The sequence below is a fragment of the Candidatus Amarobacter glycogenicus genome (genome assembly GCF_016704105.1).
Taxonomy (GTDB): domain Bacteria; phylum Chloroflexota; class Dehalococcoidia; order Tepidiformales; family Tepidiformaceae; genus Amarobacter; species Amarobacter glycogenicus.
Genome location: NZ_JADJAT010000021.1, coordinates 68,371 through 94,404 on the forward strand (window position 1 = coordinate 68,371; position 26,034 = coordinate 94,404).

A 26,034-nucleotide genomic window follows, 5' to 3' on the forward strand; every position below is an offset into this window, starting at 1 on the left:
GCTATTTCCTCCCGGGTTCCTTGCGCAGCATGTCGACCATGATCTGCGCTCCGAAGCTCGTCGGGCTGAAGGTTTCGAGGCCGAGGTCGCGGAAGATATCCTCCCGGACCGGGTCATAGATACGGCAGAGGACGCGCTTGACGCCGTAGACCTCGCGGGCCATCTGGCTTGCGAAGTAGTTGCGGTTGTCGCCCTGGGTAACGGCGAGGAAGGCGTCCGCCGATTGGATGCCGTGCTTTTCGAGGGTGTGCGCATCCATGCCGTTGCCCACGGCGCGCTTTCCGTGGAAGCCTTCGGGCAAGCGCCGGAACGCGCTCTCGTTCACATCGAGGACGGTGACCGAGTGGCCTTCAGAATCGAGGATCCCGGCGATGCGGGAGCCGAGGCGCCCGCACCCCATGACGATGACGTTCATGCCAGCCGCCAGTTCATTCGTGGTGATGATCCGCTTGGGGGATCATCGATTGCCGCACCACCCAGACCGCGCAGGTGGCGTTCATAAGGACGTGTTCGACGGTGCGGCCCAGGTGGACCGTCCCGGTGTTCCCGGAGGATTCAACACCCATGATGATGGTATCGACTGCGTTATCAACTGCTTCGTCGAGGATGGCCTGGCCGGCCTCGCGCGCCTGGAGGAGCGTGCCCGAGACCGGGTAGCCGGCCGCGGCGGCGACTTCTTCGGCCTGGCGGATGAGCTGTTCGCCACGCCGCGCCTCGGCATCGAGCTCCGCATTTAGCGGGAGCGAGCGGGTCACCTCGATGATGTGGACGACGTAGACGCGCCCTTTGCGCGGTTTCGCGACGGTGGCAGCGACGGTGACCGCATCGAGGCTGGCCTGGTTGGCGACGATGGGGACGAGGATGACGCGCGGCGTGGCCATGGGGGTCAGTCAACCTCCGCGGCGGGCCGGTTCGGGATGAAAGGCTGGGAGGGCCGGCAGACCCGCATCAATGATCGTCCTGCGCGAACCAGAGCCGGATGGCCCCATTCAGGACGAGGACGATGCCGATGGCGAAGCCGATGTTCCAGTTCGTGGTCTGCGTGAGCACGAAGAAGATCAGCGCGAACCCGAGGACAATCGAAATGACGGAGAAAACGTAGTTCGCGGTGCGCATCTGCTTCCCGGGGCGCCAGAGCGGGCGACTCGTGCCACCATGCTACGACCGCCCGCCCCCAAGGGCCAAACAGTCGTTGTTAATGGGGCGTCGAGAGAACTTCTGGGCCGGACGGTGTTTTGCCCGTTGCACCATCGGGTTCGATGGTGACGAACATTCGCGTCATGTCCCTGGGCAGCTCGGGCAGCCGGACGAGGAGTTCTCCTTCGGAGCCCGTGAAGTCCGCCGCCGATGTTGCACCACCGGGGCCTTCACTCCAGACCTGGTAGTGGTGTTGGGCAGGCGCCTTTCCGAGGCCGGTGAAGCGTGCGACGCCGCTCGTGAAGTCCGCCGCGACATAGATTGTCCCGGTCGCGCTGTCTCCGCTGAGCGGGAGTTCGATCGCGCGGGCGGCCAGTTGTCCCTCGAGACGGTCGGCCTCGTCGCGGGCATCCAGCCAGGCCATAGTCACCGCCGTCAGCCCGACGGCGAGCAGGAAGACTGCGGCGGCGGCCCCGAGGGCGAGGTTCCGCCACGGCCCGATGATGACATTCGAACGGAGGGTCTGGGGGTGTGGCGGATCGAGACGCACCCTCACGCCGGCAGCTATGCGTCCCGCTGTTCCGGCAGGCAGTTCCACGGTGGTCGGAGCGAACGCGAGGGCTTCGCCCGCCTGGAGGAAGAGCTGGAGGTCACCCCGACAGTCACCGCAACCTTCGATGTGGGCCTGGACGGCAGCCTCGTCCTGGCCATCGAGGAGCCCCAGCGCGAAGTCGGCGAGCAGGTCCTGTGCGGCTTCGTGCTTCATGATTGCAGATCCTCGCGGACCGGGCCGAGTGCTTCGCGGAGTTTGGCCAGCGCGAGCCGGAGGCGGCTGCGCACCGTCCCCTCCGCGATCCCGAGTTCCCGTGCCACTTCCACCGGGCGCTTCCCTTCGTAGTACACCTGCAACACGATGTCCTGCTGCTCCGCGGGGAGCTGCTGGAGCGCTGCCCGGACGTCGATGCTCGTGAGCCCTTCGAGGACCTGTTGCCAGACGTCGTCGGGGTCGCGCAATGCATATACGGAGGGAGCGTCGTCAATCGATCGTTCGAAGGTTCGGCCTTGCTTACGGAGCGCATCGATGGCGGAGTTACGGGCGATAGCGAGCACCCAGCTGCGTTCGTGGCCGCGGGCAGGATCGAACTGTCCAGCCCGTTGCCAGAGCCGCACAAAGGCATCCTGGACGGCTTCTTCAGCTCTCGCCGGGACCTTCAGCACCTGCAGGGCAGTCGCGTAGGCAGGGCCCGTGTACTCCGCGACGAAGTGGTCGAATGCGGAGGGATCGCCAGCCCGGAAGCGCTGGAAAGGCGTCGGTACCACGGGTGTTGTCAAAATTTTGTCCACATTGTGATCGAAAATTGTCGAGGTTTCCGTATATGGCACGAAACCCGCCGCGATGGTGGGAAATCATCAAGCTCTTCGGAGGTCAGTCCAATGTCTCTCAGCGCAACGTTCACCCGGGGAAGGGGCCTTCTGTTGGCGGCAACGGCGGCGACAGCCGCCCTCGCGGGCATCATTAGCCTCAGCCCACGCGAAGCCGCGGCAGCGGATACCGGCCGCGTCCGCGTCATGCACGCTTCGCCCGACGCACCGGCAGTCGACATCTTTGTTGATGGCGCCAAGGCTGTCACCGCACTCGCATTTCCGAACAACACCCCATACGTATCGCTGCCCGCTGGCGGCCACAATGTGAAGGTGTTCGCTTCGCCCTCAAATGGTAGCGGCGCGGCCGTCCTCGAGGCCAATCTCGAAATCGGCGCCGGCAAGGACTACACCGTCCTCGCCGTGGGCGAGCTCGCCAAGAGTACGCTCGGGCTCTATGTGCTCGAGGACAACAACGCCACGCCGGCCGCAGGCAAGGCCCACATCCGCCTCATCCATGCCTCTCCGGATGCACCGCCTGTGAACGTTGCCGTCGCCGGAACCAACACGAACGTCTTCACCGGCGTTGCCTACCGCAACTTCGGCCCCTACACCCCGGTCGATGCCGGTACCTATAGCCTTGATGTGAAGGTCAACGCGTCCGGTGCGACGGTCCTGACCATCCCGAACCTCAAGCTCGATGCCCGCACCGTGTACACCGCGGTTGCGGTTGGCCTGGCCGGAAACGGCTCGCTCAAGGTGGTCCCGCTGGTCGATGCGCCGGCGCCGGCCGCCCCGGGCGCTCCTTCGACCGGTGACACGATTGCCGCGGTCGATAGTGGCTCCATGGCCCCGATCGCCGTGCTCCTTGGCGGCCTGCTGATGGCGGTCGCCGCCGCCGGCGGGACGGTCTTCGCGGCTCGCCGCTCCCGGTAGTCCCAACGGTCTCCTACGGATGCCGGGGTTGGCCGATGGCCAGCCCCGGCATCGCCGTTTCCTGCGGGTCAGGCTTCGGCAAGCGGCGTGACGGCCGGAGGACTCTTCCTGTGGAATCGCCGCGCGCCGAAGATGGCGAGTGCCACCGGAATGACCAGCCAGACCCCGGCGACCAGGACCACGATCGCCCCGGCCGCGACGTACCTGACGACTTCGAGCGAGGCCTCCCAGCTTTCAGCGAAGACTTCGCTGAGCTGCCATCCCTGGCTCTTGGGCTCCTCGACTTTGGCGATGACGGGAGCCACGGTCAGGTTCACGGTCGCGAAATCGGTGAGCGCGTCGAGGACGTTGAGGCGGCCCTGGATCTGTTCGATCTGGCTGCGGACGGTGCTCAATCGATCCTGGACAGTCAGGATCTCCTGGATGCTCTTAGCCTGGTTCAACAGGAGGAGGTATTGCTCCTCGGTCCGCTGCAGGTTGCGCATCCGGCTCTGCAGGTCGGTGTACTGTTCGGTGACTTCATTGGAATTCGAACCCTCAGTGTCGACCGTGACGCCGGCCATCGTCCTGAGGCTGGCGACGAGCGAGTCGTAGTTCTGGACGGGTACGCGGATTGTCAGGCTGGCGGACCGCTTCTCATTGTCGCCCGCGTCGTTCGCGTACTGAGACTTCTCCACGTACCCTCCGTTGCTCCGCGCGAGCGCGGTCGCATCGCCGAAGGAACGGCCGACGTCTTCGGAGTTCACGGAAAGGCTTGCGGTGAAGATGATCTTCCGGTCGGTGACCGACGGGAGAGGTTCATCGCCGGTGCCCGTCGACTTCGGGCTTTCGAGTGCGACTCCACCGGTGCTGGGCGCGCCGGGAACGCTGTCGGCCGTCGAGCTGTACTTGTTCGCACTGGCGGCATCCCGTTCGTTTGTCGCGACTGAGTCGCCTGCCACGAACGGCCCGTCGCTGTCGTCGTCGCCGCCGCATCCCGCCAGCACGAGGCCGGCCGCGAGGGCGCCTGCAACCATCCATCTGATCTTCATTTCCCACCTCCAGGGACAGCCAATGCCGTCCATGCCGACAGAACGCCCGCGGCCGCCCGCTGGTTCCCGGGGAAGGTAAAGGTTCGGTACTCGATTCGGCGGGTCTACAGGTTGGAACAGCGGCTGAGGCCCGCGACGCCCACGGCTGCCAGTGCCTCCGTTGCCGTCATCCCGAGGAGCGGCAGTTCGCCGGTGAGTACTTCCGCGAGCGGCGCCAGTACGAAACCGCGTTCGAGGATGCGCGGGTGCGGGACCTGCAGTTCGGGCAGGTTCACGGCCTCCCGACCGTAGAACAGGATGTCGAGATCGGCCGGTCGCGGACCCCAACGGCGCCCGGGGCGGCGCCCGAGGGCGCGTTCGATCTCCTTGAGGCGGGCGAGGAGTTCCGCCGGCCCGAGGCGCGTTTCGACGCGGATGACCGCGTTCAGATAGGAGGGCTGGTCTTCCGGGACGGGACTGGACTCCCAGACGGATGACTTCGCAGTGACCTCGGTGCCCCGTTCGGCGAGCATGCGGACGGCGGCCCGCAGGTTGCCCAGTCTGTCGCCGAGGTTCGAGCCGAGCGCGACGAGGGCTGAGACGGCCGGCGGGACCATCGGCCCCCGGCCCACGATAGCGTCGCTCATGCGTGCAACGCTCACCATCTCAGCTACGTCGTGGACGCGGACGATATCGGCGCCGTTCGCGATGGAGAGGGCGACCGTCGCCGCCGTGCCTTCGAGCCGTTGATCGACCGGTGCTCCCCCGAGGACGTGGCCGATGGTCGACTTGCGTGAGGTCCCGACGAGGAGCGGCAATCCGGGACTCCGGAGTTCAGCAAGGCGGCGAAGCATCTCCAGGTTCTGTCCCGGCGTCCAGCCGAATCCGAAACCGGGGTCGAGGATGATGCGCTCCCGGGGGATGCCTTCTCGTGCGCAGATCGCCAGCGTCGCCAGGAAGCCGGCCCGGATGTCGCCCACGACGTCGCGAAAGCCGCGCCCGCGCTGATTGTGCATGGCGATGACGACGGCGCCGGTCTCCCGTGCGGCCCGCGCCATGTCCGCGTCCCCGCGCAGGCCCCAGATGTCGTTGATGGCGTCGGCCCCGGCCCGGATACCAGCCCGCGCGACGGCGGCGTTGCAGGTATCGACCGAGATTGGGAGCTGCGTTGCGGCGCGCACCGCCTCGATGACGGGCACGACCCGTCGCGCCTCTTCGGCCGGTTCGAGTTCTTGGGCGCTGGGGCGGGAGGATTCGCCCCCGATATCGAGCCAATCGGCGCCATCGGCCTCCATGCGTCTTGCGAGAGCGACGGCCGCATCCAGGTCCCCGGCGAGGCCGTCGCCGCTGAACGAGTCCGGCGTCGCGTTGAGGATGCCCATGATGAAGGTGCGCGAGCCCCAGCGGAACTCACGGCCGCGTAGCTCGAGAGATGGCGCGGCGTCCCGGGAGGACACGCGTCAGGACTCGAAGCGCGGCCGCTTCGCCGGCGCCGTGGGCAAACCAGAGGAGCGCCTGGGGGCCATTAGTCGACGACCTGGAATGTGCGCTCGACTCGCTCGCTGCCGTCGATGTGCCAGACGCGTACCTCGGGCTTTTCGCGATCGGCGACACCAATGACGAAGTGGACGAATGGCGGGCCAAAGAACGGGCCCATCATCCGGATGTCGGTTGGGCTAGGCACCGCGTGGCTGCCGGTGTGGGAATGGTAGAAGCCGACGAGCTCCATGCCGGCGTCATCGATCGCCTGTTCGTGTTTGCGGGTTTCGAGGGGGTCGATGCTGAAGCGGTAGGGGCTTGCTTCCTTGTTCTTCGCCCTGCGGACGGCGGCAACGACGCCATCTTTCGCAGCCAGCAGGCCGCAGCACTCGATGGGTGCGTCCTCGAGGGCGTGCGCCACCATCGCATCGATGTGCTCGCGCTTCAGGCGTATGGCAACCGTCATCCCGGCCTCCGCAGTGGTCATGATCTCATTGTGCCGGATCGGCCGGGCTCGAGTAACGGGCCAGCCGGGAACGCGAGAACCCCTCGCGGGCGGCGAGGGGTTCTCGAAAGTGATCCCGGATTGGGTTGTTAGTTACAGGACTCGTTGTTCAAGTCGAGCAGGGTGACTTCCTGTGTGGGTGCGCCGGGCGTCATGATGAGGACGACTCCGGAGAAGCCGGGAATCGCGGAGATACCGCCGGCGGAAGTGGAGTTGACGTAGGTCGGGACGCCGTTGGCAGTGTTGAAGAAGTGCTGCCAGCGCTGGTTGGGGCCGTCCCAGATGTAGATTGCCTGCCAGTTGGCGGGCGGGATGCACTTGGTGAACTGGTCCGGGCTGACGCTGCCGGACTTGATGGCGCCCACGTAGTGGATGTTGCAGCCCGGCGAGCCGCCGGAGCAGACACCGCCGACGGTGCTCGTGTGTTTTGCCACGGCGATACCCAGCGTGGCCCCGAGGATCGTTGCGATCGCGGCGCCCGCGACGACGACCGCAAGTGCTTTCCGATGAATCCAGCTCATTTTTCCTCCCGCGCAACACTGCGGCGCAGTCTCACTACCCTAGCAACCGTGACATATACATGCACCAACAGAAACGCTTGCGCAGTCGGGCGAGTTGCCACCGCGCTGTAAAACCTTCGTAAAAAGGCCCTTCACGAATAGACAACCGGCGTGTCCTTTACACTGGCGCCTATGCCCACCACCGTCTTCCTTGTCCGCCACGCCGAGACTTTCGGCAACATTGAGGGCCGCTTCTGCGGCCATTCGGAGACAGAATTGACGCCGAAAGGCGTCGAGCAGGCACAGGCCCTGGGGCGCCGGCTGCGCGGCCAGCGATTCGACGCGGCGTACTCTTCGGACCTCTCTCGCGCGCACCGCACCGCACTCTATGCCCTCGAACACCATGCTGAGCCGATCGAACCCGTGCTGGACCCGGGCCTGCGCGAGATGCACTACGGCGAGTGGGAGTCGCTCAAAGGCGGCGAGATTGGCGCGCGCGACCCGGACCTCCTGCGCGAGTTCTTCCGCTGCAAGGTGCCGGCGCCCGGGGGCGAATCGGTGGAGCAGGTCCGGGCGCGGACGGCGGCGGCACTGCGCCGCACCGTTGAAGCCCACCCCGAGAGCACGCTCCTCGTGGTTTCGCACGGGAACGCCATCATGGCGATGATCGCGGAGCTGTTGAACGTCCCCAACGAAAGCAGCTGGTCGTTCGCGGTCACCAACACTTCGATCACGCGGCTGATCTTCTCGAAACGCGGCCGGATGACGCTCGCGGGCTTCAACGACCATTCGCACCTGGACGGGGACGCAGCGCTCGCCGGCGACCGCGGTTCGTCGTAGCCGGGCAGACTACTTGGAGACGGGCTTCGGCGTGGGTGTCTTTGTCGGAGGCCTTGGCGTCGCCGTGGGCGTAGGAGTCCACGTCGGTGTCGGTGTGATGGTCGGCGTCGGGGTGATCGTTGGAGTGTTCGTGGGCGTCGGCGTGTCGGTCGGTGTGGGCGGTGGGCCGGAAGGCGTGGAGGCGGCGCCGGAATTTGGGAACCAGAGCGGGCCGTCGCTGAGTGGGGTGCCGGGTGCGATGTGAAACTCCAGGTAGTCCTCGGGGTTCACCGGTGTGTCGCGCCATCGGATCTCGAAGTGGAGGTGTTCGCCGGTGGAGAAACCGGTGCTTCCGGTAATCCCGATGACCGTGTCCGGGTTTACCGCCTCGCCCTGTTTCGCGAGCATCTGGCTGAGGTGCCCATAGAGCGTGCTCCAGCCATCACCGCAGTCCACGAAGATGTGGTTGCCGTAGGCCGAAGAGTAGCTGGCATCGGAAACCGTGCCCGTGCAGGCAGCGTAGACGTTCGAGTGGCTGAGGCCGTCGAGGGCCAGGTCGATGCCGCCGTGGATGAGCCCCGCCCCGCGGTTCTTTGCGCCATACCGGTCCGTCACTTTGCTCCATGCCCGGAGGGGCATGCTGAAGCGGTTCTTCGCCGCAGCCGAGACCTGCTCTGTGTCCGGCAGTTGCTCCGGCTGGGGCTCGGGGACTGCGCCTTCTTCCGTGGTGTAGGGCTGGGCGGAGGCAGTGCTCCCGGCCGTGTTGGCTGCCGTAACAGCGTGCCCCATGGGAACGCCGGCCGCTTCGGCGACTCCCTCGTCTCCGGCGCCATCGCCCGGGGTGCGCGCGGCGACGACGGCGGCAACGCCTGCCAACAGCGTCGCTCCGAGCATGATCCGCACGGCGTGCGTCCCCGGCAACTTCCTCCCAACCAGCCTGCGCATCCTCTTCACAATCGGCTATCCGGACGGGAGTGGCCAGAGAGACGCCGCCCAATTCTTACCGGGCGTTTCCCCGATTCGCCTGCGAGGGGGGCGCTTCACGGCTCCTCGCGTAGACTGTGCCCGTGCCAATCCTCGAAACGCGCGGCCTGGTGAAGCGCTATGGAAGCGTTACCGCCCTCGGCGGACTCGACCTTTCGCTCGAACCCGGCGTGATTGGCCTGGTGGGCGCGAATGGTGCCGGGAAGAGCACGCTCATCAAGATCCTGCTTGGCCTCATCGACGCGACCGCCGGCACGGCCGAGGTCATCGGCTACGACGTTGTCGCGCAGGGTCCGCTCCTTCGCCAGTTCGTCGGCTACATGCCGGAACACGACTGCCTGCCGGGCGATGTGAGCGCGACGGAGTTCGTCGCGCATATGGCCCAGATCAATGGCCTGTCGCGTTCGGCGGCGCGGGAACGCACGGCCGAAACGCTCCGCCACGTGGGCCTCTTCGAGGAGCGCTACCGCGAGATGCGGGGTTACTCGACCGGCATGAAACAGCGCGTGAAGCTCGCCCAGGCGCTCGTCCACGATCCCCGGATCCTGTTCCTCGACGAACCAACGAACGGGCTCGACCCGGCCGGGCGCGACGAAATGCTGGACCTGGTCCGGCGGACCGGAAACGAGTTCGGCATCTCGATCATCATGGCTTCGCACCTGCTCGGCGAAATCGAGCGCGTTTGCGAGCACCTCGTGGTGATCGATGCCGGCCACCTGATGCGCAGCGGCCCGATCCGCGAATTCACGGCGACCACCGGTACGCTCGCCGTGGAGGTGGATGGCGACGTTTCAGCCCTCCACCAGCGGCTTCGCGAGGCGGGCCTGGAAGCGGCGCACGAAGGCCGCCAGGTCCTTGTCGCGCTGGATGGTGAAGCCGCCTACGACATCATCCGCGATGCGTGCGACGACCTCGGCGTGGGGCTCGTCCGCATCGAACTGCTGCGCCGGAACCTCGAAGACATCTTCCGTGAGCGGGCCGGGGAGGGCGTCCATGCAGCCAGCTGACGCCCGGACGGGGAACATCTACGACCTCGGCTATCGAAACTACACGGGCAAACGGCTCGGGCGTCGCCACGCCGTGCTCGCGCTCTACTTCTACACACTCCGCGGCGCTTTCGGGCTCGGGCGGCGGACTTCGAGCAAGATCATCCCGATCGTGATCGCCGTAATCGCGTTCCTCCCGGCGGTCGCGCAACTCGCCATCGCCGCGCTGGTATCCGATGAGGTGGACATCATCACGCCCGAGGGATACTTCGGGTTCGTCGAGGTGCCAATCGCGCTGTTCTGTGCCGCGATCGCGCCGGAGATCACCGGCCGCGACATGCGCCAGCGGACACTCTCGCTGTATTTCTCGCGGGCCCTCCAGCGGCGGGATTACGCTCTCGCGAAGCTTGCCGCATTCGCGACCGCGCTCACGCTGCTGACCCTGATGCCCCAGGTGCTCCTGGTCTTCGGAAACGGCCTCGCGACGAATGACGTCACGGGCTACATCTCGGACAACTGGGCGGATGTCCCCCGGACGTTCGCGGCCGGCCTCTTGATCGCAGTCCTGTGTGCGGCGGGGTCACTCGCGATTGCGAGCCAGACGCCGCGGCGCGCCTATGCGACGGTGGGCGTGGTTGCGTGGTTCCTGATCTCGTTCCCGATCGCCAACATCCTCGTCTTCGCCATTGGTGGCGTTGGCCGCTACGCCGTCTTTGCCAGCCCGTTCGATTTCATCTACGGGTGCACGCTCTGGATTTTCGGGGTTGGCGCGGAGTTCGAAAGCGTCCAGGAAGAGGCCGGGTTCGGCCTCTGGACCTACTTCGTGGCGGTCCTCGCCTACATCGGCGCCGGGGCGGCGCTGGTGGTCCGCCGCTTCGCACGGGTATCAGCGTGACCCAGGAGTCGCCGGCGGTTGAGGTCGATCACGTCTCGCGCTGGTACGGGAACATCGTCGCGGTGAACGATATCTCGTTCGCGCTCAATGGCGGGATCACCGGGCTGCTCGGACCGAACGGCGCCGGCAAGTCGACACTGCTCCACATGCTCGCCGGGTTCCTGCGGCCTTCCGCGGGTGGAGTGCGAGTGCTGGGCGAACCCGCCTGGCAGAACCCCGCGATGTACCGGCGAATCGGGCTCGTGCAGGAGCGCGAGTCGGTCTATCCGTTCCTGAGCGGGTACGAGTTCGTTCTCGACAGCGCCCGCCTCCATCACATCGCCGAGCCGGAGAAGGCCGCCCTGAAGGCCATCCACATGGTCGAACTGGAGAGCGCGATGAGCCGTGCTACCGGCGGCTACTCGAAGGGGATGAAGCAGCGGATCAAGATCGCGGCGGCGCTCGTGCATGAGCCGCAAGTCCTGCTCCTCGATGAGCCCTTCAACGGCGCGGACCCGCGCCAGCGGCTCCAGCTGATGGACATGCTTCGGGCGATGGCGAAGGAGGGCCGGACGGTCGTGTTCTCGTCCCACATCCTGGAGGAAGTGGAGAGGCTTGCCGATGACGTGCTCGTGATCGTGGCGGGGCGGCTGGCCGCTTCGGGCGACTTCCACGAGATCCGCAAGCTGATGACCGACCGGCCGCATTCGTTCTTCTTGCGGGCGAGCGACAACCGGCGGCTCGCGGCCAGTCTCGTCGCCGACGCCTCGGTCTACGGCGTGGAACTGGCAGGGGACGACCTCAGGGTGAGCACCTCCGAGTTCGCCTCGTTCACGCAGGCGGTGGCCGGAGTCGCACGGCGGGCCGGCGTCTCCATTTACGAGATCAGGCCGACCGATGAGTCGCTCGAGAGTGTTTTCTCGTACCTGGTGAAGCGATGATCGACCCCACGATCCTGCGGTTGACGGTGCGCCAGCTGCTCGGCCAGCGCCGCTCTATCGTGATGGTGCTCTTCGCCCTCCTTCCGGTGCTGCTCGCGGTGCTCTACGCGCTTGAAAACGATAGCAGCGACGCACAGGAGTGGACGGCAAAAGTGGCACTGGGCGGCCTCGTCATCGGACTGGTGCTGCCGTTCACGGCACTGGTCTTCGGGACGGCCGCGCTCGGGCAGGAGTTCGAGGATGGGACCGCCGTGTATCTGCTGGCGAAACCCATTCCCAGGGCGACGATCGTGTTTTCGAAACTCGTCGTCGCCTGGGCCGCGACCACTGCGGTGGTGGTGGTTTCGGCGGCCCTGACCGGCGCCATCGGCCTCTCGGGCGAACCGGGTGAAGGTATCATCGCCGGGTTCGTCGCCGCGGCAGTGGTGGGGAGCCTCGTCTACTGCGCGGCCTTCCTCTGGTTGAGCATCGCCACGAGCCGCGCGTTGATCGTCGGCTTGCTGTACGTCTTTATCTGGCAGGGCGTGGTGGTTTCGCTCTTTTCGGGCGTCCGGTACTTCTCGATCAGCCAGTACGCGCTCGGGATCGCGAAGGCGTTCATCACTGCCCCGGACGAGATTTTCGACCCGCGCTTGAACGTGGCCCCGGCGGTCCTTTTCGCGGTGCTGGTGACGGTCGGAGCCACCTGGTTGTCGGTGCGGGCGCTCCAGCGGTGGGAGATCGGCGAGGCGACGTAGAGCGCGGTCCAGCCGTGGATGGCCTGTGGTGGCGGACATGCCGCGCAGCGTCGAGCCCGTGGTACAATGCCGGGAGCCGCGTTAGCACTCTTCACAGGCGAGTGCCAATGTGGCAGTATAGGGTTGATAATGTCGTTATCAGAGCGCCGCGCGCGCATCCTCGCCCTCATTGTTGATGACTTCGTCGGGTCGGCCCAGCCGGTTGGCTCGCAGTCTTTGGTCGAGCGACATCAACTCACCCTCTCCAGCGCTACCGTCCGGAACGAGATGGCCGCGCTCGAAGAGGAGGGCATGATCACGCATCCGCACACCTCGGCCGGCCGGATCCCGAGCCACCGCGGCTACCGCTACTACGTTTCGAGCTTGATGCCCGAACGGAACCTGACGAACCAGGAGCAGTTCACGATCCTCCACCAGTTTCACCAGGCCTCGCGCCAGCTGGAGGAGTGGATCGGTCTTGCCGCCAGTGTGCTTGCGAACAACCTGCACAACGTGGCGCTGGTTACGCAGCCGCGTCTGCTTGAAGTACGTCTTAAGCAGCTGCAGCTGGTCGAGCTCCTCGAAAACCGCGCGCTGCTCGTGGCGGTCACCAGTGACAGCGGCGTCCATCAGCGGACGGTCGACTTCCCGGTCCCGGTTCACCAGGACCAACTGACGCGGCTGGCCGTGCGCTTGAACGGGGAGTTTGGCGGGAAGACGGTTGGCGAGTTCCCTCAGCCCGAGCCGGGTGCCGAGCCGCCTGGGCCGGTCGAATCGGCGATTATCGCCGGCCTCACCGATCTGATGCTGCGCGAACAGGCGGCCCGGGTCGAGTCACCGATCATCGAGGGCGTCCGCGAAATGCTCCGCCAGCCGGAGTTCGGCCACAGCGACCGGATGCTCGACACGCTCGAAGCCGTCGATGAGCGCCGCCTGCGCGAGGCCATCCCCTCGGGTTCGCTCGAAGACGAGGCGGTCGCCGTCGTTATCGGAGACGAAAACCGGGCCGGCCCCTACCAGGACATGAGTTTCGTGCTCGCCCGCTACGGGCCGCACGGTGGAGCCGGCGGCATCCTCGGCGTCCTCGGCCCGACCCGGATGCAGTACGGCGAGGCCGTCGCCAACGTCCGTTACGTCAGTGCCGTGCTCACCGAGCTCATGCGCGAGTTCTACGGAAACAACGAAGACTGAACAGCCAGGAACCTGGACAGGAGGTGTCTATGAGCGATTCAACCGATGAGCGCTTCGTCGACAAACGCGCGGCGGCGCGAATGAGTGATGACGTGCCGGCTCCCGGCGAAGCAGCACCGGCGGCCGAGAGCGCCCCCGTCGATGAGCTGGCCGCAGAGCGCGAGAAGACGGAGACGTACTTCAAAAACTGGCAGCGGACTGCCGCTGACTTCGCCAATTTCAAGCGCCGCGTTGAGCAGGAGCGTGGCGAGAACGCCCGGCTCACCAACGCCGCTGTCGTCATCAATCTCCTGCCCGTCTACGACGACCTCGACCGGGCAGTGACTTCGGTGGATTCGACACTCGCGGGCCTCAACTGGGTCCAGGGTGTGAGTGCCATCCACCAGAAGTTCGGGCGCCTGCTCGACGCCATGGGCGTGAAGGAGGTCGAGGCCGAGGGTCTGACCTTCGATCCAGCCCGCCACGAAGCGGTCGGGCAGCAGCCCGGCGAAGAAAACAAGGTCCTGCACGTGCTCCAGAAGGGGTACGAACTGCAGGGCAAAGTCATCCGCCCGGCGATGGTCATCGTCGGCGAAGGTTCCTGAGACCAACTCCCAGACCAGCCAGCAAAGGAGCAACCATGGCAAAGGTAATTGGCATCGACCTCGGTACCACGAACAGCTGCATCGCGGTGATGGAGGGCGGCGAACCGGTCGTAATCCCCAACGCCGAAGGCGCGCGCACCACGCCGTCCATCGTGGCGGTCACGAAATCCGGCGAACGTCTCGTGGGGCAGGTCGCGAAGCGCCAGGCCGTCACGAACCCCGAGAACACCGTCTTCAGTATCAAGCGTTTCATGGGCCGCAAGCTGAACGACCCGGAAGTCCAGCGTGACCTGAAGCTCGTGCCGTACAACGTCGCGGCGGCCAGCAACGGCGATGTCTCGGTGAAGGTCGGCGAGCGCTCGTATAGCGCCCCGGAGATCAGCGCCATGATCCTCCAGAAACTGAAGGCCGACGCCGAAGCGTACCTGGGCGAAGCGGTAAACGAAGCGGTGATCACCGTCCCGGCGTATTTCAACGACGCCCAGCGCCAGGCCACCAAGGACGCGGGCAAGATCGCCGGCCTCGAAGTGCTGCGCATCATCAACGAACCGACGGCCGCTTCGCTTGCCTACGGCCTCGATAAGAAGCACGACGAACTCATCGCCGTCTACGACCTTGGCGGCGGCACGTTCGATATCTCGATCCTCGAACTCGGCGAGGGCACCTTCCAGGTGCTCAGCACCAATGGTGACACCCATCTCGGCGGCGACGATTTCGACCAGCGCGTGATTGACTGGCTGATCGAGGAGTTCAAGAAGGCCGAGGGCATCGACCTGAAGCAGGACCGGCAGGCCCTTCAGCGCCTGAAGGCCGAAGCCGAAAAGGCGAAGATCGAGCTCTCCAGCGCGCAGCAGACCGAGATCAACCTGCCGTTCATCACCGCTGACGCGAGCGGCCCGAAGCACCTGAACATCAGCCTCTCGCGGGCCAAACTGGAACAGCTCGTCGGCGACCTCCTGAGCGGCACCCTCGAGCCGGTGAAGAAGGCGCTCGCCGACGCCGGCAAGAAGCCGGGCGACATCGACGAGATCGTCCTTGTCGGCGGTCAGACGCGCATGCCTTCGGTCCAGAAGATCGTGGCCGACTACTTCGGGAAGGAGCCGCACAAGGGCGTCAACCCGGATGAAGTCGTGGCGATCGGCGCGGCGGTCCAGGCCGGCGTCCTGAAGGGCGAGGTGAAGGACGTCCTCCTCCTCGATGTCACCCCGCTGACCCTCGGTATCGAAACCCTGGGCGGCGTGATGACCCCCATCATCCAGCGCAACACCACCATCCCAACCGCCAAGAGCCAGACCTTCAGTACCGCCGCCGACAACCAGCCGAGCGTCGAGATCCATGTCCTCCAGGGTGAGCGGCCGATGTCGGGCGACAACAAGTCGCTCGGTCGGTTCATCCTCGATGGCATCCTCCCGGCGCCGCGTGGCGTTCCGCAGGTCGAAGTCACCTTCGACATCGACGCGAACGGCATCGTAAACGTGGCCGCTCGGGACAAGGGGAGCGGGCGTGAGCAGAAGATCACGATCCAGTCCTCCGGCGGGCTTTCGAAGGACGAGATCGAGAAGATGCAGCGCGAAGCCGAACTCTTCGCGGATGAGGACCGCAAGAAGCGCGAATCGATCGAATTGAAGAACACGGCCGATTCGATGGCTTACCAGGCCGAGAAGACGCTTCGCGACAATCCCGACAAGGTCCCCGCGGACTTGAAGGCCGATGTGGAAGCGAAGATTGCCGACGTGAAGGCCGCCGTTGAGGCGGACGACGCAGACCGCATGCGGACCGCGCTGGACGCGCTCAGCAGCTCGCTTTCGAAGATCGGCGAGGCCGTCTACGGTGCAGCCGGAGTGGATGGAGCCGGGCCCGAGGGTCCGGACGGGGAACCGTCGGGAGCAGCCCAGGAAGGCACCGTCGAGGGCGAATTCCGGGAAGTGTGATTCACCACGGAGGCACTGAGGACACGGAGGTTTCTTCGGGTTCACGGAGCACGTTTCAGAGGGGGCCGTCTGCCGAGAGGTCGGCGGCCTCTTTCTTGCCCACGAGGGTGCATCATGAGTGCTATCATGGAGACATGAGGCGCACCACTATTTCACTGGACGATCCGATGCTTCGAGAGCTACACAAACTCGCGGCTGAACGCGGCGTGTCAATCGCGGCGCTTGTTCGAGAGGCGGTCGAACATACTCTCTCGAGCCATCGACCGCGCCCGCGAAGCCTTGGGATTGGCGCATCGGGCTACCCCGATACGGCGAGGCGTTCGGTCGACGAGCGCCCCGAGCCCCGCACGTGGCGCTGATCCTCGATACTGGTCCGCTCTACGCATCGCTCGACCGTAGTGACGCCGACTACGCCGCATGCCGGCGGCTGATCGAGAACACGTCCGAGCCTCTGGTCATCCCGGCACCCGTGCTGGTTGAAGTGGATTACTGGATACACACGAGACTGCATCCCGGAGTTCTTGTGGCGCTGCTCGACGACATCGCGGCGGGCGCGTATGGAGTGGTGGACCTGGTTGCCTCCGACTACCGGCGGGTGCGCGAAGTGTGCGACCGCTACGCGGATTCTGACATTGGGTTCGTCGATGCCGCGGTTATCGCGGTCGTTGAACGGCTGAACGAGCCGAAGGTGGCCACACTGGACCGTCGTCACTTCGGCACCGTTCGCCCGCGGCACGTCGATGCTCTGGTGCTCTTGCCGTAGCCCGGGGGCCTTTTGTATGGATTGCGTTGGAGTACGCAGGAGTCGTACAGGTGTATGCGCGGTTTCCATTGCGGATACGGGGTAAGCATCCGCAGGATGCGCCTCATGGTGTGGGCGCCGTGTCGAGCGGGGCCTGCGGGGTGACGATATGAGTACGAGCCTGAGGCGCATGGCGCTGGCGTTAGTGGCGGTTGTAGTCGCGGGGTTGGCGGTGTTCGCGGCGCCGCCTTCTGTGACATCCGCGCTGACAGTTTACGTTGTCGGCTCGGCGGAGGACTCGAACGACGGCATGTGCGGCGGCGAGGACTGCACCCTACGCGAAGCAATTGATGCTGCTAACGGTCACCTCAACTCGGGCGGTCCGGATCAAATCAACTTCGCCATCCCTGGTGGTGGCGTCAAGACTATCAACGTTTCATCCGCTCTTCCTTTCATTCTCGATGCTGTCGTCATCGACGGTCTCACTCAGGGGCCAACCGCTTGTGGAACTCCGCTGGTCGAGGTCTCCGGAACTTCCGGGGCCGGCGACGGCATCTTCCTGCAGTCTGGCAGTGGGTCAACCGTACGAGGACTGGCCATTGGGAACTTCAGCGGCGGGTCGGGGATAAGATCGTCCGCCGGGGGCCTGACGATTGAATGCAACAATATAGGCACGGATGCGGCGGGCCTCGCGGCGGCCAACGCCACGGGAGTACGGTTGCAAAGCGGACCATCGAACAACACTGTGCGGTGGAACGTCATCGCCAAGAACAATGCAGGGAGTGGGCTCGGCTACGGTGTGCTGGCGAATCCGTCGAATGGCACCCTGATCAGCGAGAACAGTATATTCGACAACGTTGGAGGAACTGCGTACGGCTCGCAGGGGGGCACTGGCCCCGGGATTGTTTCGACCAGTCTGCAGCTACCTGCTTTCGTCACAATGTCTCGACCTGCCGGTGGAGTTGTAGAGGTTGGCGGGGCATTCATTCGGGAATTCCCCGCGACCTCTCTCGGGCAGACTGCAAAGTTCGAGTTCTTCGCTTCGCCAACATGTGACACGTCCGGATTCGGCGAAGGAAAGACGTACCTCGGGTCGTACACGAAGACCGACGCCGACGACGGGAGCCTCGACGGTGTCGTTCGATTCGGGCCGAACTTCGGAGACGCCCAGGCCCTCAGCGGTTGGCCTCCCGGCTCACGAATCACCATGACAGCAACTCATGTTCAATCCGGGTCGACGTCTGGTTTTTCACGGTGTTTGGATCCGGGCCTACGGATCGATTCGACCTTTCCCACCAGCGTCCCGGTTGGCATCGGGGATCCGACCATCTCTATCACCGGGGCCGGACTCGATGGAGCCGACGTTGTCGCACTGGTGACCAACGGGAACCTTCAGCCGCTCGCCGTGCTTTCGCCGACTTCCGCGACCACGGCGAATTTGACGCTACCGTCTTCTGTACTTGGCACGCCGGGAAACTTCAGCATCCTCCTGAAGCATGCCGATCCCACACTGGGTTCGTCGGTGTTCTTCGACTTCTTCATCGGACCGCGAATCGACACGTTAGGCGACTCAAGTGCTCCGGTTGGTTCGGAAAACGTAACTGTAGTGATTGCAGGCGAGGGGTTCAAAAACGCTCCTCTGAACACGACTGTTATTCGCGTCAACGGCGTCGATTCGCAGACGACCTTCGTGGATGCGACGCATGTCACGGCGACGCTTCCAGCAGTTGCTCTCGCAGCTCCGGGCACGCTTCAACTCACGGCATTCAATCCGAGATGGAATGCGGGCTCGAACATCCTTCCGTTCTTCGTCACGCCCGTCGCTTCTCCGATCGATTCGATCGATGCAGTAACGGTCGTCGAGCCGCTAGTGACTACGGTCGATACGACCGGCACGGGCGGGGAGACCTTGGAGGCCACCACCGGCGAAGGCACCGGCACGGTGGCTGTAGCAAATTACGACGGCGCTCCGGGCGGCGTGACCCCGGCAACTTTCTCAGCGGCCAACGGCTACTTCGACGTCTACGTCGCGCCAGAGAGCACCTTTGGCACGACTACTATTACCTACTGCGACCCGCTAGGCGGCACGGCGCTTTACTGGTCGCCGGACGGCGGTCTGAACTGGGATTTCATCGAAAATGTCACGCTTTTAGCCGCCACTCCACCGGCGACCTGTCTACAATTCACCGTCGGGAGCGATCCCAGTGTTCATCCCAACATCTTCGATCTTGGTGGTACGGCGTTCGCCGTGACCGCGGGACCAGTCATCGAAGGCCCGGCTGTCTCGCCATCCCTCGTGCCGGTTGGTACGGCGGTTGTCCTGAGTGCAACTTTCAGCGACCTCGACCTTCCCGACGACAGCCACTCCTGGACGATCGACTGGGGCGATGAAACGGTGACCGAGGGCGTCGCCTTGTCGGCCGTCATCTCGGATAGCCACGAGTACCACGAGTCTGGAGTCTACCGGGTTATGCTTCGGGTGACCGACGAGGCAGGCGCTTACGACGAGGAACAGTACGAACACATTGTTGTCTACGACCCATCCGCGGGGTTCGTGACGGGCGGCGGGTGGATTACTTCGCCGGTGGGCGCGTACGCGCCGGACCCGTCATTGACCGGGCAGGCGACGTTCGGGTTCGTCTCGCAATACAAGAAGGGCGCCAACGTGCCGACTGGAAACACACAATTCCAGTTCCACGCGGCTGGGCTGGACTTCAAGAGTACGTCGTACGACTGGCTCGTCGTCGCTGGTGCGAAGGCGCAATACAAGGGTTTCGGGACGATCAACGGGTCCGGGAACTACCGGTTCATGTTGACCGCCATCGACGGGAATGAGCTGGGTGTCGGCAAGCCCGACACGTTCCGGATCCGCATCTGGGATGCCGAATCCGACCTCCCCGTTTACGACAACCAGCTTGGCGTCGACGAGAACGCGGACCCAACGACGGCGCTTGGTGGAGGAAGCATCGTGGTCCACAAGAAGTAGGCGAGAGCCTGGTTCATTCGTACCAAATCAGGGGCCGCTTCCCGCGATGGGGGCGGCCTCTTTTCTCTCGCATCGCCTTGACTGTCAGTCCGGAGCGAACTCCGCCACGCAGGTCCACCGCAGTCGTCCGCGACGGCGCCGGAGCAACCGCAGACCGGCTTCCCCGCAGAGACGGTCCAGGTCGGTCGCCTTGATATAGTCCGGGTCCCCTCGTACTTCGTTGACCACCAGTCGCCCGCCCGGGCGCAGCGTGCGCCGCACTTCCTGCAGGCATGCCAGGCGGTCCGGGACTTCCCCGAGGACGGCGGCGATGAACACGAGGTCGAACGCACCGGCTGCGAACGGCAACGCGACCGCGTTGCCGGTTACCGCGGCCAGCCCGCTCCGGATGCCGGTCCGCTCTACAGCCATCGAGAGCATCTCGGGCTGGAGGTCGAACAAGACCAGTCGACCGTGTGGCGTGGCATCGCGAAGGGCGATGCTGAAGTACCCTGGCCCGCAGCCCAACTCCAGCACGGTCTCGTCGCCGCGAAGCCCGATCCAGCGCACCAACGCCTGCGGCGACTGGATCAACCGGCGCACGGGGTGCAGCAGGCTCCGCGCCTTTTGGTGGGGGAAGACCTTGCCTTTCCCCAGTCCGAACTCAACCTGGTCGGTCATCGGCACAGTCTACTCGCGCATCGTGCATGCAGCGGTGGTCACTGGGCGACGAACGTCGTCGTGTTGTCGTTGACCTTCACCGTGTAAGTCCGGCCGGAAGTGAAGTCCTGGCCGAGGTCTACGTTCGACTCGTAGTAGCCATAGATCGCGGAGCAGATGACGTCCGGGTCTGTCGGGAGGGTGTTCGTGACCGCGATCGTGACCAGGTCCTCCCGACGTCCGGTGATCTTCGCTTCGTGGAACTTCGCGCAGCCGGAGGGCAGCCCGGAGGTGACATGAGCCGTGTAACCCGGCGGGAAACTCTCGCGTACGAGGATGTCAATCGACACGATAGGGGCATCGACGATGCGGCGGGACTCATCGGGCGCGTCACCGGAGTCGCCGTCGCGGCAGGCCGAAAACGCCGGCACGAGCAGCAGGGTGACTGCCACGGCGAGGATCGGGCGGAAGTGCATGTTCTTCACAAACCTTCAGACGCCGGGATGGCCCCGGCGGTTCCCGCAGTTCAGAAGGTGCCCTCATCGTGCTCGGGCGCTTTCTCGATCTGGGATGCAAGCGCCTGGATATCGATCGCATGGCCGCCGGAGATACTGCCGGAAGGCTTCGCCTTCGAGAGCACCTTGGCGCCGTAGCTGCGCGCTTCTGCGAAGAGCCCGTTGATGCCGCGCTGATGGAGTTGCTCGTTCCAGTCGTCGAGCGAGATTGCCGGACCGGCCGCTTCGACCGCCTGCGCCGGGAACCTCCCCAGGATCTCGACCAGGGAGTGCGCCTTCTCCACCTTGCCCGCCAGGATTTCGAAGATCGCCTCGCGAGACCACTGCGAGGTGGTCGCGCCGTAGGTAACGCCCTTCTGGCCGCCGGCCTTGAGCATGTTGTTGTCGCCGTAGACGGTGTAAATGGCGTCCCCGTTGGCCGCCACGACGTTCAGGCCTTCTTTGCAGTACTTGTCGTGGAAGAACTTGGTTGCCCCCTGGATGTAGGCGTTGGAGAGGAACTGGTTGTAGGAGGCGAGGTTGAACTCGGCGGCCTCTTCCTCGAAGTCCGGCGCTTCCTTCCCGGACTGAGTCGCCTGGTAGGGGGCGAAAGTGGCGCCTTTCGCCGTGTCGACCATCTTCTCCTTGAGGTGGAAGTAACGTTCCCCGGTGATTTCGTCGAACTGGCGTTCCGCGAAGCCTGCCGAGACAAGGGCGCGCATGTGCGTGCGGGCTGTGTCGCGATCCGCGAGCCCGGCCTCTTGCGCGGCCTTCGGCGTCAGGTCCTGCATCGAATCGTCGCCCGCGGCGGCGCGGCGCCACTTCATCATGAACACGATTTCGGGCTTGTTGCCCATGCCGACTTCGGAACTGGCCTCCTGCATCGAACCCATTTCGCCGCGCTTGATGCGGTCGTCCAGGCGCTGGGGGTTCGAAGCGAGGTCCTGGCTTGCGGCGTGCTTCGCCATGGCGAACTGGGCCTCGCCGAGGTCGGTGGATCCAAGGCCGCCGTTGCTGGCCAGCCACTGGACGAACCACTGCATGATCTTCGTCTTGTTCACGAGGTGCCCGCCCGCGTATGCGTCCTGAAGGTAGTGTTCGCCGAACGCGTTCTGGAGCATGGCCTGGTTCCCGAGGTCCGCGGCGCGCTGCTCGAGCGCCTCGGCCTCCTTCGCGTTCCCCGATTCTTTCAGCATCTCGGCGGCTTCGCGTTCGGTGGCCGCGGCGTCCGCGAGGTCGCGCGCTTTCTTGTGGTAGCCGGTCCATTGGACGCGGTTTTCCGGGAAGAAGTGGCAGGCGTTCCGTTCGAGCGCGGCGAAGTAGGAGTCGCTCTCCTCACCCTTGCGGGTCGTATCGGAGTTGACCTGCGATTCCATCCGGATCTCGTACGCCTTCTCGTTCACGGCCTGGGCACGAGGGCCGCGCGCACCCTCGAAGTCGTCATCGGGAGTGAAACGGTTGTGGAGGGCGTTCGTGCTTTTCCCGAAGAGCTCCTGCTGGAGGTTGTCGAGTTCGATGTAGGCCTGCTGGCGCACACCCTGGAGCAGGCCGAGCACCTTCGCCCTCGGCGTGTTCGCGATCGCCTCGGGATTGCCGAAAAGGTCCGGCAGCGTGTTGATTTCGCTGTAAGCGACGACGATCGCGCCATCGCGGCAGGGGATGGACACGTACGGCACCTGCCACTGATCGTCGACTTTCTTGGCCACGCCCTTCTCACCCTCCGCGATGCTCGCTGCCTCGGGGTTGTCCTTCCAGGCGAGGAGCCGGTTCATCTCCTGGGTGATGGTGTGGCGGACCTCTTCTTTCTTCCCTTCGGCCTCCGCGATCCGGCGTTCGAGAGCGGCGACGTTTGACATGTCGACCCCTTTGATGACCTTCGCCTTCTTGACCTCGGCCTGGAGGGTAACCAGTTGCTTCTTCAGGTCCGGAATTTCGCGGACCTGCGGGATCTCGGCGAGCTTTGCGGGGGTCACCTGGCCGAGAAGGTAGTGTTCGTATGCGCTGTGGCGCTGGATGCAGGCCGATCCCGCGGATTCGGCGCTGGAAGGCGCCGCCTTCGCGCCCACGAAACTCGCGCGGTGGATGGTGTCGCGGGTGGTCCGCAGGTTGTTGTCAGCGCGACGGTGGATGAGCCGGGTCACGGCCTGGTTGCCGACAACGCCGCGGAGGCCAATGACGGAACGAGTGCGGGAATCGCCGGTCAGGATCGGTGCGACGGAGGACATCTCGCCGGGGGTTCGCTCCGGGGCGCGGCTCCGCACGACGGCTGGTTGCTGCGGCTCACTCGCCCGGCTCGGTTCAGCCACAAAGAGACCCCGTCTGGCCGGTTCGCATCAGATGGCGACTATAGCACTCGCAGGGCGCGGCGCTGTGTGAAATCTCAGGATCCTCGGGCCGTGACTACTCGGGCAACAAGGCCAGGGAGTCGTGATCCTGCATCGCGGAGATGAAGCGGTTCATCGAAGACTCGATCAGCCGGCGGCCGCGGTCGTTCCCTTCGGGGAGGGTCCCGAGGAGGACGACACCGCCGGCAATGACACCAGCGAAGTAGCCGCGAAAGTCGGTCTTCAACTGGTCGAAGGAGTAGTCCTTCACGCCGCCTTCGAGAAGCTGGTTGTGGTAGCGGCGAAGTAGGTCGTCTTCGTGCTTGCGGCGGTCCGCCGGCTCCATGCTGCCTGTGATGAAGTAGGCGGCATCCACGACGCCGGTCGCCTTGCCCGGGCTCTGCCAGTCGCAGGCAACCAGGGGGCGGGCGCCGCCGGGGGCTCCGAAGAAGAGGTTATCCGGTCGGTAATCGCCATGAACGAGCGTTTCCGGCCCGAGCGTCATCTGGTCCAGCGCGGCCATCGTGCGGCGGCCGAAGTCCGGGATCAGCGGGCGCAGTTCCTCCGGGAAGACGTAGCCGAAGCGCTCCATGGCGACTGGCCAGGCCGCCGCATACATCAATTGGATGGGCTGGCGGATGGTCTCGATGCCGGAGGTGATCCAGGGGTACCGGGCGAACTCCGGGCTCTCCCACCACCGCGCGTGGAAGGCGCCGATCGCATCGATCGCGAGTTCGGCCTCGGCCAGGAGGCGCCGGCAACCTGGTCTCCGAAGGCGCCGCCGGTGAGGTCCTCGAGGATGATGGCCGCCTGTCCGGCGCCTGCATCGTAGTGCGAGAAGTACGGCTTCGGTGCGGGCAGGCCGCAGTCACCCGCGAGGTCCGAATAGAACCGGACCTCGCGCTCGTAAAGGCCGAAGGCAACGCCGACCATGCGCGAGCCGGGGTCTTCCGAAGGCAGTTTGGCAATCGCGGTCGCCGGTGCTTCGGGGCCTGCGCCCGAGTACTGGAGCTTGAGGCGGGCGACCGTGCCGATGAACCCGATACCCTCCCCAATGATCTCGTGCCCGAACGCAGTGACCGAGCCTTCCGGGAGTGCACCGCCGCTGCGCAGGGCAGCGGTGAGCCACTCGGGCGTGAGCGATTCGATCGACGGTGGCAGTGGGGTCAGTTCGGTCAATGCGGGCATCCCTCCGGTGTTGGGCGATGCTCGCAGAGTGTTAACGGATGTTCAACAGTCCCGAACCCGGTTCGGGTCTTCGTATGGAGCCCCGCTGCTCACCATGGTGGTCTCGCCCCGGAAATCTGTTCGTAACACACACGACACACCGGCGAAATGGATGGGAAACGAACCGGAAATTCGGACAGCGTAATTTCCGTCCGAAGGGACGTCCGCAGGAAGTGGCGGGCCCCCGAAACGACCGGAGGGCACTATGGAACTCGATAGCGGCAACGTCGCGTGGATGCTGACGGCATCCGCGCTGGTGTTGTTCATGACGCCGGGGCTTGGCTTCTTCTACGGAGGGCTGACCCGCAACAAGAACGTGCTCGCGACGATCATGCAGTCGTTCATCACAACGGGTGTGGTGGCGATCCTGTGGTGTGTCGTGGGGTACTCTCTCGCTTTTGGTCCGGACCAGGGCCGTGGGATCATCGGCAACTTCGACTTCTTCGGGCTGAAGGACGTGGGCGCGCTCCCGGGGGGGCCGAACGTCTCATTCGATGCCGAAGGCAACCTTGCTTCGGGTTCCGTCTACGGTTTCGGAATCCCGCATCTGCTCTTCATGTCGTTCCAGATGATGTTCGCCATCATCACGCCGGCGCTGATCACGGGAGCATTCGCGGAACGCGCGAAGTTCGGCCCCTTCCTCATCTTCACCGCCCTCTGGTCGTTGCTGGTCTACGTGCCGGTCGCCCACTGGGTCTTCGCCTATGACGGCTGGCTGAGCGCGTTCTCGACGAACGCCGACGCCCCGGACATCGGGCTCAACTCGCTCGACTTCGCGGGCGGTCTCGCGATTCATGTCAATGCCGGCTTCGCCGCCATCGCCGCCGTCGTCGTCTTCGGCAAGCGCAAGGGCTACGGCAAGGAGCCGATGGAGCCGCACGACATCACGATGGTCGTTCTCGGCGCCGCCATCCTCTGGGTCGGCTGGTTCGGCTTCAACGCCGGCAGCGCCGGCGGAGCCACCTCCCAGGCCGTCTACGCCTTCACCAACACCGCGGTCGCCGCGGCCACCGCAGGCCTCCTCTGGACGCTCGCGTCGTGGCAGTTCGGTGGCAAGCCGAGCGTTGTCGGGGCGGCCGCCGGCGCCGTGGCCGGGCTCGTCGCGGTGACACCGGCTTCCGGCTACGTCATGCCGATGGAAGCGATCATCATCGGCGGCGTCGCCGGCGTACTCTGCTACGGCGCGGTCCGCCTTCGCGCCAAGATCGGTTTCGATGACTCACTCGACGTCGTTGGTGTCCATGGCGTGGGCGGTATGTGGGGCGCCCTGGCGACCGGCATCTTCGCCAACTCGGCAGTCTCCGGCATCCCGTATGCCGAGGGCATCATGCAAGGCGAATGGGGCCGCTTCACTGACGCCCTGATCGGCATCGGAGTGATCGGCGCCTACTCGTTCATCGTCACGTTCATCCTCTTGAAACTGCTCGATGTCACCATGGGCATCCGCGTCTCGGAAGATGAGGAAGAGCTCGGGCTCGACCTGACCCAGCATGGTGAACGCGGTTACACCACGGACGAATCCGGCGTGCCCCTCGGCGTGGGCAACGTCCTTCCCGCACCGCCAGCGATGTACGCCGCTTCGCTCAAGGGCCAGTCGGCCCCTTAGCAGGGCTCTCTCCTCGACGCCGGGCGTCCACGGGAACGTGGACGCCCGGCCCACCCAAATC

The 26,034-nt window shown here is 65.1% G+C and carries 27 protein-coding genes; 12 read left to right on the top strand and 15 right to left on the bottom strand.

Features of this window, described 5'->3' with window-relative positions; genetic code table 11:
* Position 1: 1 nt before the first annotated feature.
* From IPG14_RS17140 to IPG14_RS17160, 5 genes are all read right to left on the bottom strand, one after another.
* Positions 2-415 (bottom strand): TrkA family potassium uptake protein, encoded by a 414-nt coding sequence (locus IPG14_RS17140; protein ID WP_343392638.1) that lies wholly within the window; start codon positions 413-415, stop codon positions 2-4.
* A 13-nt stretch (positions 416-428) separates the two neighbouring features.
* Positions 429-881, bottom strand: coding sequence for a universal stress protein (locus IPG14_RS17145; RefSeq protein ID WP_343389645.1), 453 nt, complete (start codon positions 879-881; stop codon positions 429-431).
* A gap of 67 nt (positions 882-948) precedes the next feature.
* Positions 949-1,116 carry a hypothetical protein gene (locus IPG14_RS17150; protein WP_343385752.1) on the bottom strand — a complete coding sequence of 56 codons (168 nt, stop codon included), beginning with the start codon at positions 1,114-1,116 and terminating at the stop codon, positions 949-951.
* A 79-nt stretch (positions 1,117-1,195) separates the two neighbouring features.
* Positions 1,196-1,903, bottom strand: a complete 708-nt coding sequence (locus IPG14_RS17155; protein WP_343385751.1) for an anti-sigma factor — start codon at positions 1,901-1,903, stop codon at positions 1,196-1,198.
* A complete protein-coding gene (locus IPG14_RS17160; protein WP_343389647.1) occupies positions 1,900-2,469 on the bottom strand; it encodes an RNA polymerase sigma factor in 570 nt (189 codons plus the stop codon). The genes IPG14_RS17155 and IPG14_RS17160 overlap by 4 nt, the downstream gene beginning before the upstream one ends.
* A gap of 102 nt (positions 2,470-2,571) precedes the next feature.
* On the opposite strand from IPG14_RS17160, the gene IPG14_RS17165 reads away from it, so the two are divergent.
* Positions 2,572-3,435 carry a DUF4397 domain-containing protein gene (locus IPG14_RS17165; RefSeq protein ID WP_343385749.1) on the top strand — a complete coding sequence of 288 codons (864 nt, stop codon included), beginning with the start codon at positions 2,572-2,574 and terminating at the stop codon, positions 3,433-3,435.
* A 68-nt stretch (positions 3,436-3,503) separates the two neighbouring features.
* Here the strand turns inward: IPG14_RS17165 and IPG14_RS17170 are convergent, their stop codons facing one another.
* From IPG14_RS17170 to IPG14_RS17185, 4 genes are all read right to left on the bottom strand, one after another.
* The gene (locus IPG14_RS17170; protein ID WP_343389649.1) at positions 3,504-4,466 is read right to left on the bottom strand and encodes a DUF4349 domain-containing protein; all 963 of its coding nucleotides are present in this window, start codon (positions 4,464-4,466) and stop codon (positions 3,504-3,506) included.
* Between the two features lie 104 nt (positions 4,467-4,570).
* Positions 4,571-5,902 (bottom strand): dihydropteroate synthase, encoded by a 1,332-nt coding sequence (gene folP / locus IPG14_RS17175; RefSeq protein WP_343392639.1) that lies wholly within the window; start codon positions 5,900-5,902, stop codon positions 4,571-4,573.
* Positions 5,903-5,970: 68 nt separating this feature from the next.
* Positions 5,971-6,411, bottom strand: a complete 441-nt coding sequence (locus IPG14_RS17180; protein ID WP_343385746.1) for a M67 family metallopeptidase — start codon at positions 6,409-6,411, stop codon at positions 5,971-5,973.
* A 107-nt stretch (positions 6,412-6,518) separates the two neighbouring features.
* Positions 6,519-6,950, bottom strand: a complete 432-nt coding sequence (locus IPG14_RS17185; RefSeq protein WP_343385745.1) for a hypothetical protein — start codon at positions 6,948-6,950, stop codon at positions 6,519-6,521.
* Positions 6,951-7,121: 171 nt separating this feature from the next.
* Here IPG14_RS17185 and IPG14_RS17190 point away from each other — a divergent pair, with 171 nt between their 5' ends.
* Complete coding sequence (locus IPG14_RS17190) at positions 7,122-7,769, top strand: histidine phosphatase family protein (protein ID WP_343385744.1); 648 nt, start codon at positions 7,122-7,124, stop codon at positions 7,767-7,769.
* Positions 7,770-7,778: 9 nt separating this feature from the next.
* Here the strand turns inward: IPG14_RS17190 and IPG14_RS17195 are convergent, their stop codons facing one another.
* On the bottom strand, positions 7,779-8,693 hold the full coding sequence (locus IPG14_RS17195) for a M23 family metallopeptidase (RefSeq protein ID WP_343385743.1): 915 nt from the start codon (positions 8,691-8,693) through the stop codon (positions 7,779-7,781).
* A gap of 122 nt (positions 8,694-8,815) precedes the next feature.
* Between IPG14_RS17195 and IPG14_RS17200 the strand changes: the two genes are divergently transcribed.
* The 9 genes from IPG14_RS17200 (at position 8,816) to IPG14_RS17240 (ending at position 19,683) form a co-directional block, all read left to right on the top strand.
* Positions 8,816-9,739 (top strand): ABC transporter ATP-binding protein, encoded by a 924-nt coding sequence (locus IPG14_RS17200; protein ID WP_343389651.1) that lies wholly within the window; start codon positions 8,816-8,818, stop codon positions 9,737-9,739.
* Positions 9,726-10,613, top strand: coding sequence for a hypothetical protein (locus IPG14_RS17205; protein ID WP_343385742.1), 888 nt, complete (start codon positions 9,726-9,728; stop codon positions 10,611-10,613). The genes IPG14_RS17200 and IPG14_RS17205 overlap by 14 nt, the downstream gene beginning before the upstream one ends.
* Positions 10,610-11,533 (top strand): ABC transporter ATP-binding protein, encoded by a 924-nt coding sequence (locus IPG14_RS17210; RefSeq protein ID WP_343389652.1) that lies wholly within the window; start codon positions 10,610-10,612, stop codon positions 11,531-11,533. The genes IPG14_RS17205 and IPG14_RS17210 overlap by 4 nt, the downstream gene beginning before the upstream one ends.
* Positions 11,530-12,270: an ABC transporter permease gene (locus IPG14_RS17215; protein ID WP_343385740.1), complete on the top strand. Its 741-nt coding sequence runs from the start codon at positions 11,530-11,532 to the stop codon at positions 12,268-12,270. Before IPG14_RS17210 ends, IPG14_RS17215 begins: the two co-directional genes overlap by 4 nt.
* A gap of 129 nt (positions 12,271-12,399) precedes the next feature.
* Positions 12,400-13,440, top strand: coding sequence for a heat-inducible transcriptional repressor HrcA (gene hrcA / locus IPG14_RS17220; protein ID WP_343385739.1), 1,041 nt, complete (start codon positions 12,400-12,402; stop codon positions 13,438-13,440).
* A 29-nt stretch (positions 13,441-13,469) separates the two neighbouring features.
* Complete coding sequence (locus IPG14_RS17225; RefSeq protein WP_343385738.1) at positions 13,470-14,024, top strand: nucleotide exchange factor GrpE; 555 nt, start codon at positions 13,470-13,472, stop codon at positions 14,022-14,024.
* 35 nt (positions 14,025-14,059) lie between these two features.
* Positions 14,060-15,955: a molecular chaperone DnaK gene (gene dnaK / locus IPG14_RS17230; RefSeq protein ID WP_343392640.1), complete on the top strand. Its 1,896-nt coding sequence runs from the start codon at positions 14,060-14,062 to the stop codon at positions 15,953-15,955.
* A 349-nt stretch (positions 15,956-16,304) separates the two neighbouring features.
* Positions 16,305-16,718 (top strand): VapC toxin family PIN domain ribonuclease, encoded by a 414-nt coding sequence (locus IPG14_RS17235; protein WP_343385737.1) that lies wholly within the window; start codon positions 16,305-16,307, stop codon positions 16,716-16,718.
* A gap of 169 nt (positions 16,719-16,887) precedes the next feature.
* Positions 16,888-19,683 (top strand): post-COAP-1 domain-containing protein, encoded by a 2,796-nt coding sequence (locus tag IPG14_RS17240; RefSeq protein ID WP_343392641.1) that lies wholly within the window; start codon positions 16,888-16,890, stop codon positions 19,681-19,683.
* Positions 19,684-19,767: 84 nt separating this feature from the next.
* Here the strand turns inward: IPG14_RS17240 and IPG14_RS17245 are convergent, their stop codons facing one another.
* From IPG14_RS17245 to IPG14_RS17265, 5 genes are all read right to left on the bottom strand, one after another.
* Positions 19,768-20,343, bottom strand: coding sequence for a methyltransferase domain-containing protein (locus IPG14_RS17245; protein ID WP_343392642.1), 576 nt, complete (start codon positions 20,341-20,343; stop codon positions 19,768-19,770).
* 38 nt (positions 20,344-20,381) lie between these two features.
* Positions 20,382-20,798 (bottom strand): hypothetical protein, encoded by a 417-nt coding sequence (locus IPG14_RS17250; protein WP_343392643.1) that lies wholly within the window; start codon positions 20,796-20,798, stop codon positions 20,382-20,384.
* A 50-nt stretch (positions 20,799-20,848) separates the two neighbouring features.
* Positions 20,849-23,122 carry a hypothetical protein gene (locus IPG14_RS17255; protein ID WP_343392644.1) on the bottom strand — a complete coding sequence of 758 codons (2,274 nt, stop codon included), beginning with the start codon at positions 23,120-23,122 and terminating at the stop codon, positions 20,849-20,851.
* A 94-nt stretch (positions 23,123-23,216) separates the two neighbouring features.
* Positions 23,217-23,867: an oxidoreductase family protein gene (locus IPG14_RS17260; protein WP_343392652.1), complete on the bottom strand. Its 651-nt coding sequence runs from the start codon at positions 23,865-23,867 to the stop codon at positions 23,217-23,219.
* A complete protein-coding gene (locus IPG14_RS17265) occupies positions 23,759-24,319 on the bottom strand; it encodes a hypothetical protein (RefSeq protein ID WP_343392645.1) in 561 nt (186 codons plus the stop codon). Before IPG14_RS17265 ends, IPG14_RS17260 begins: the two co-directional genes overlap by 109 nt.
* Positions 24,320-24,572: 253 nt before the next feature.
* Here IPG14_RS17265 and IPG14_RS17270 point away from each other — a divergent pair, with 253 nt between their 5' ends.
* On the top strand, positions 24,573-25,973 hold the full coding sequence (locus IPG14_RS17270) for an ammonium transporter (protein WP_343392646.1): 1,401 nt from the start codon (positions 24,573-24,575) through the stop codon (positions 25,971-25,973).
* The last annotated feature ends 61 nt before the right edge of the window (positions 25,974-26,034 follow it).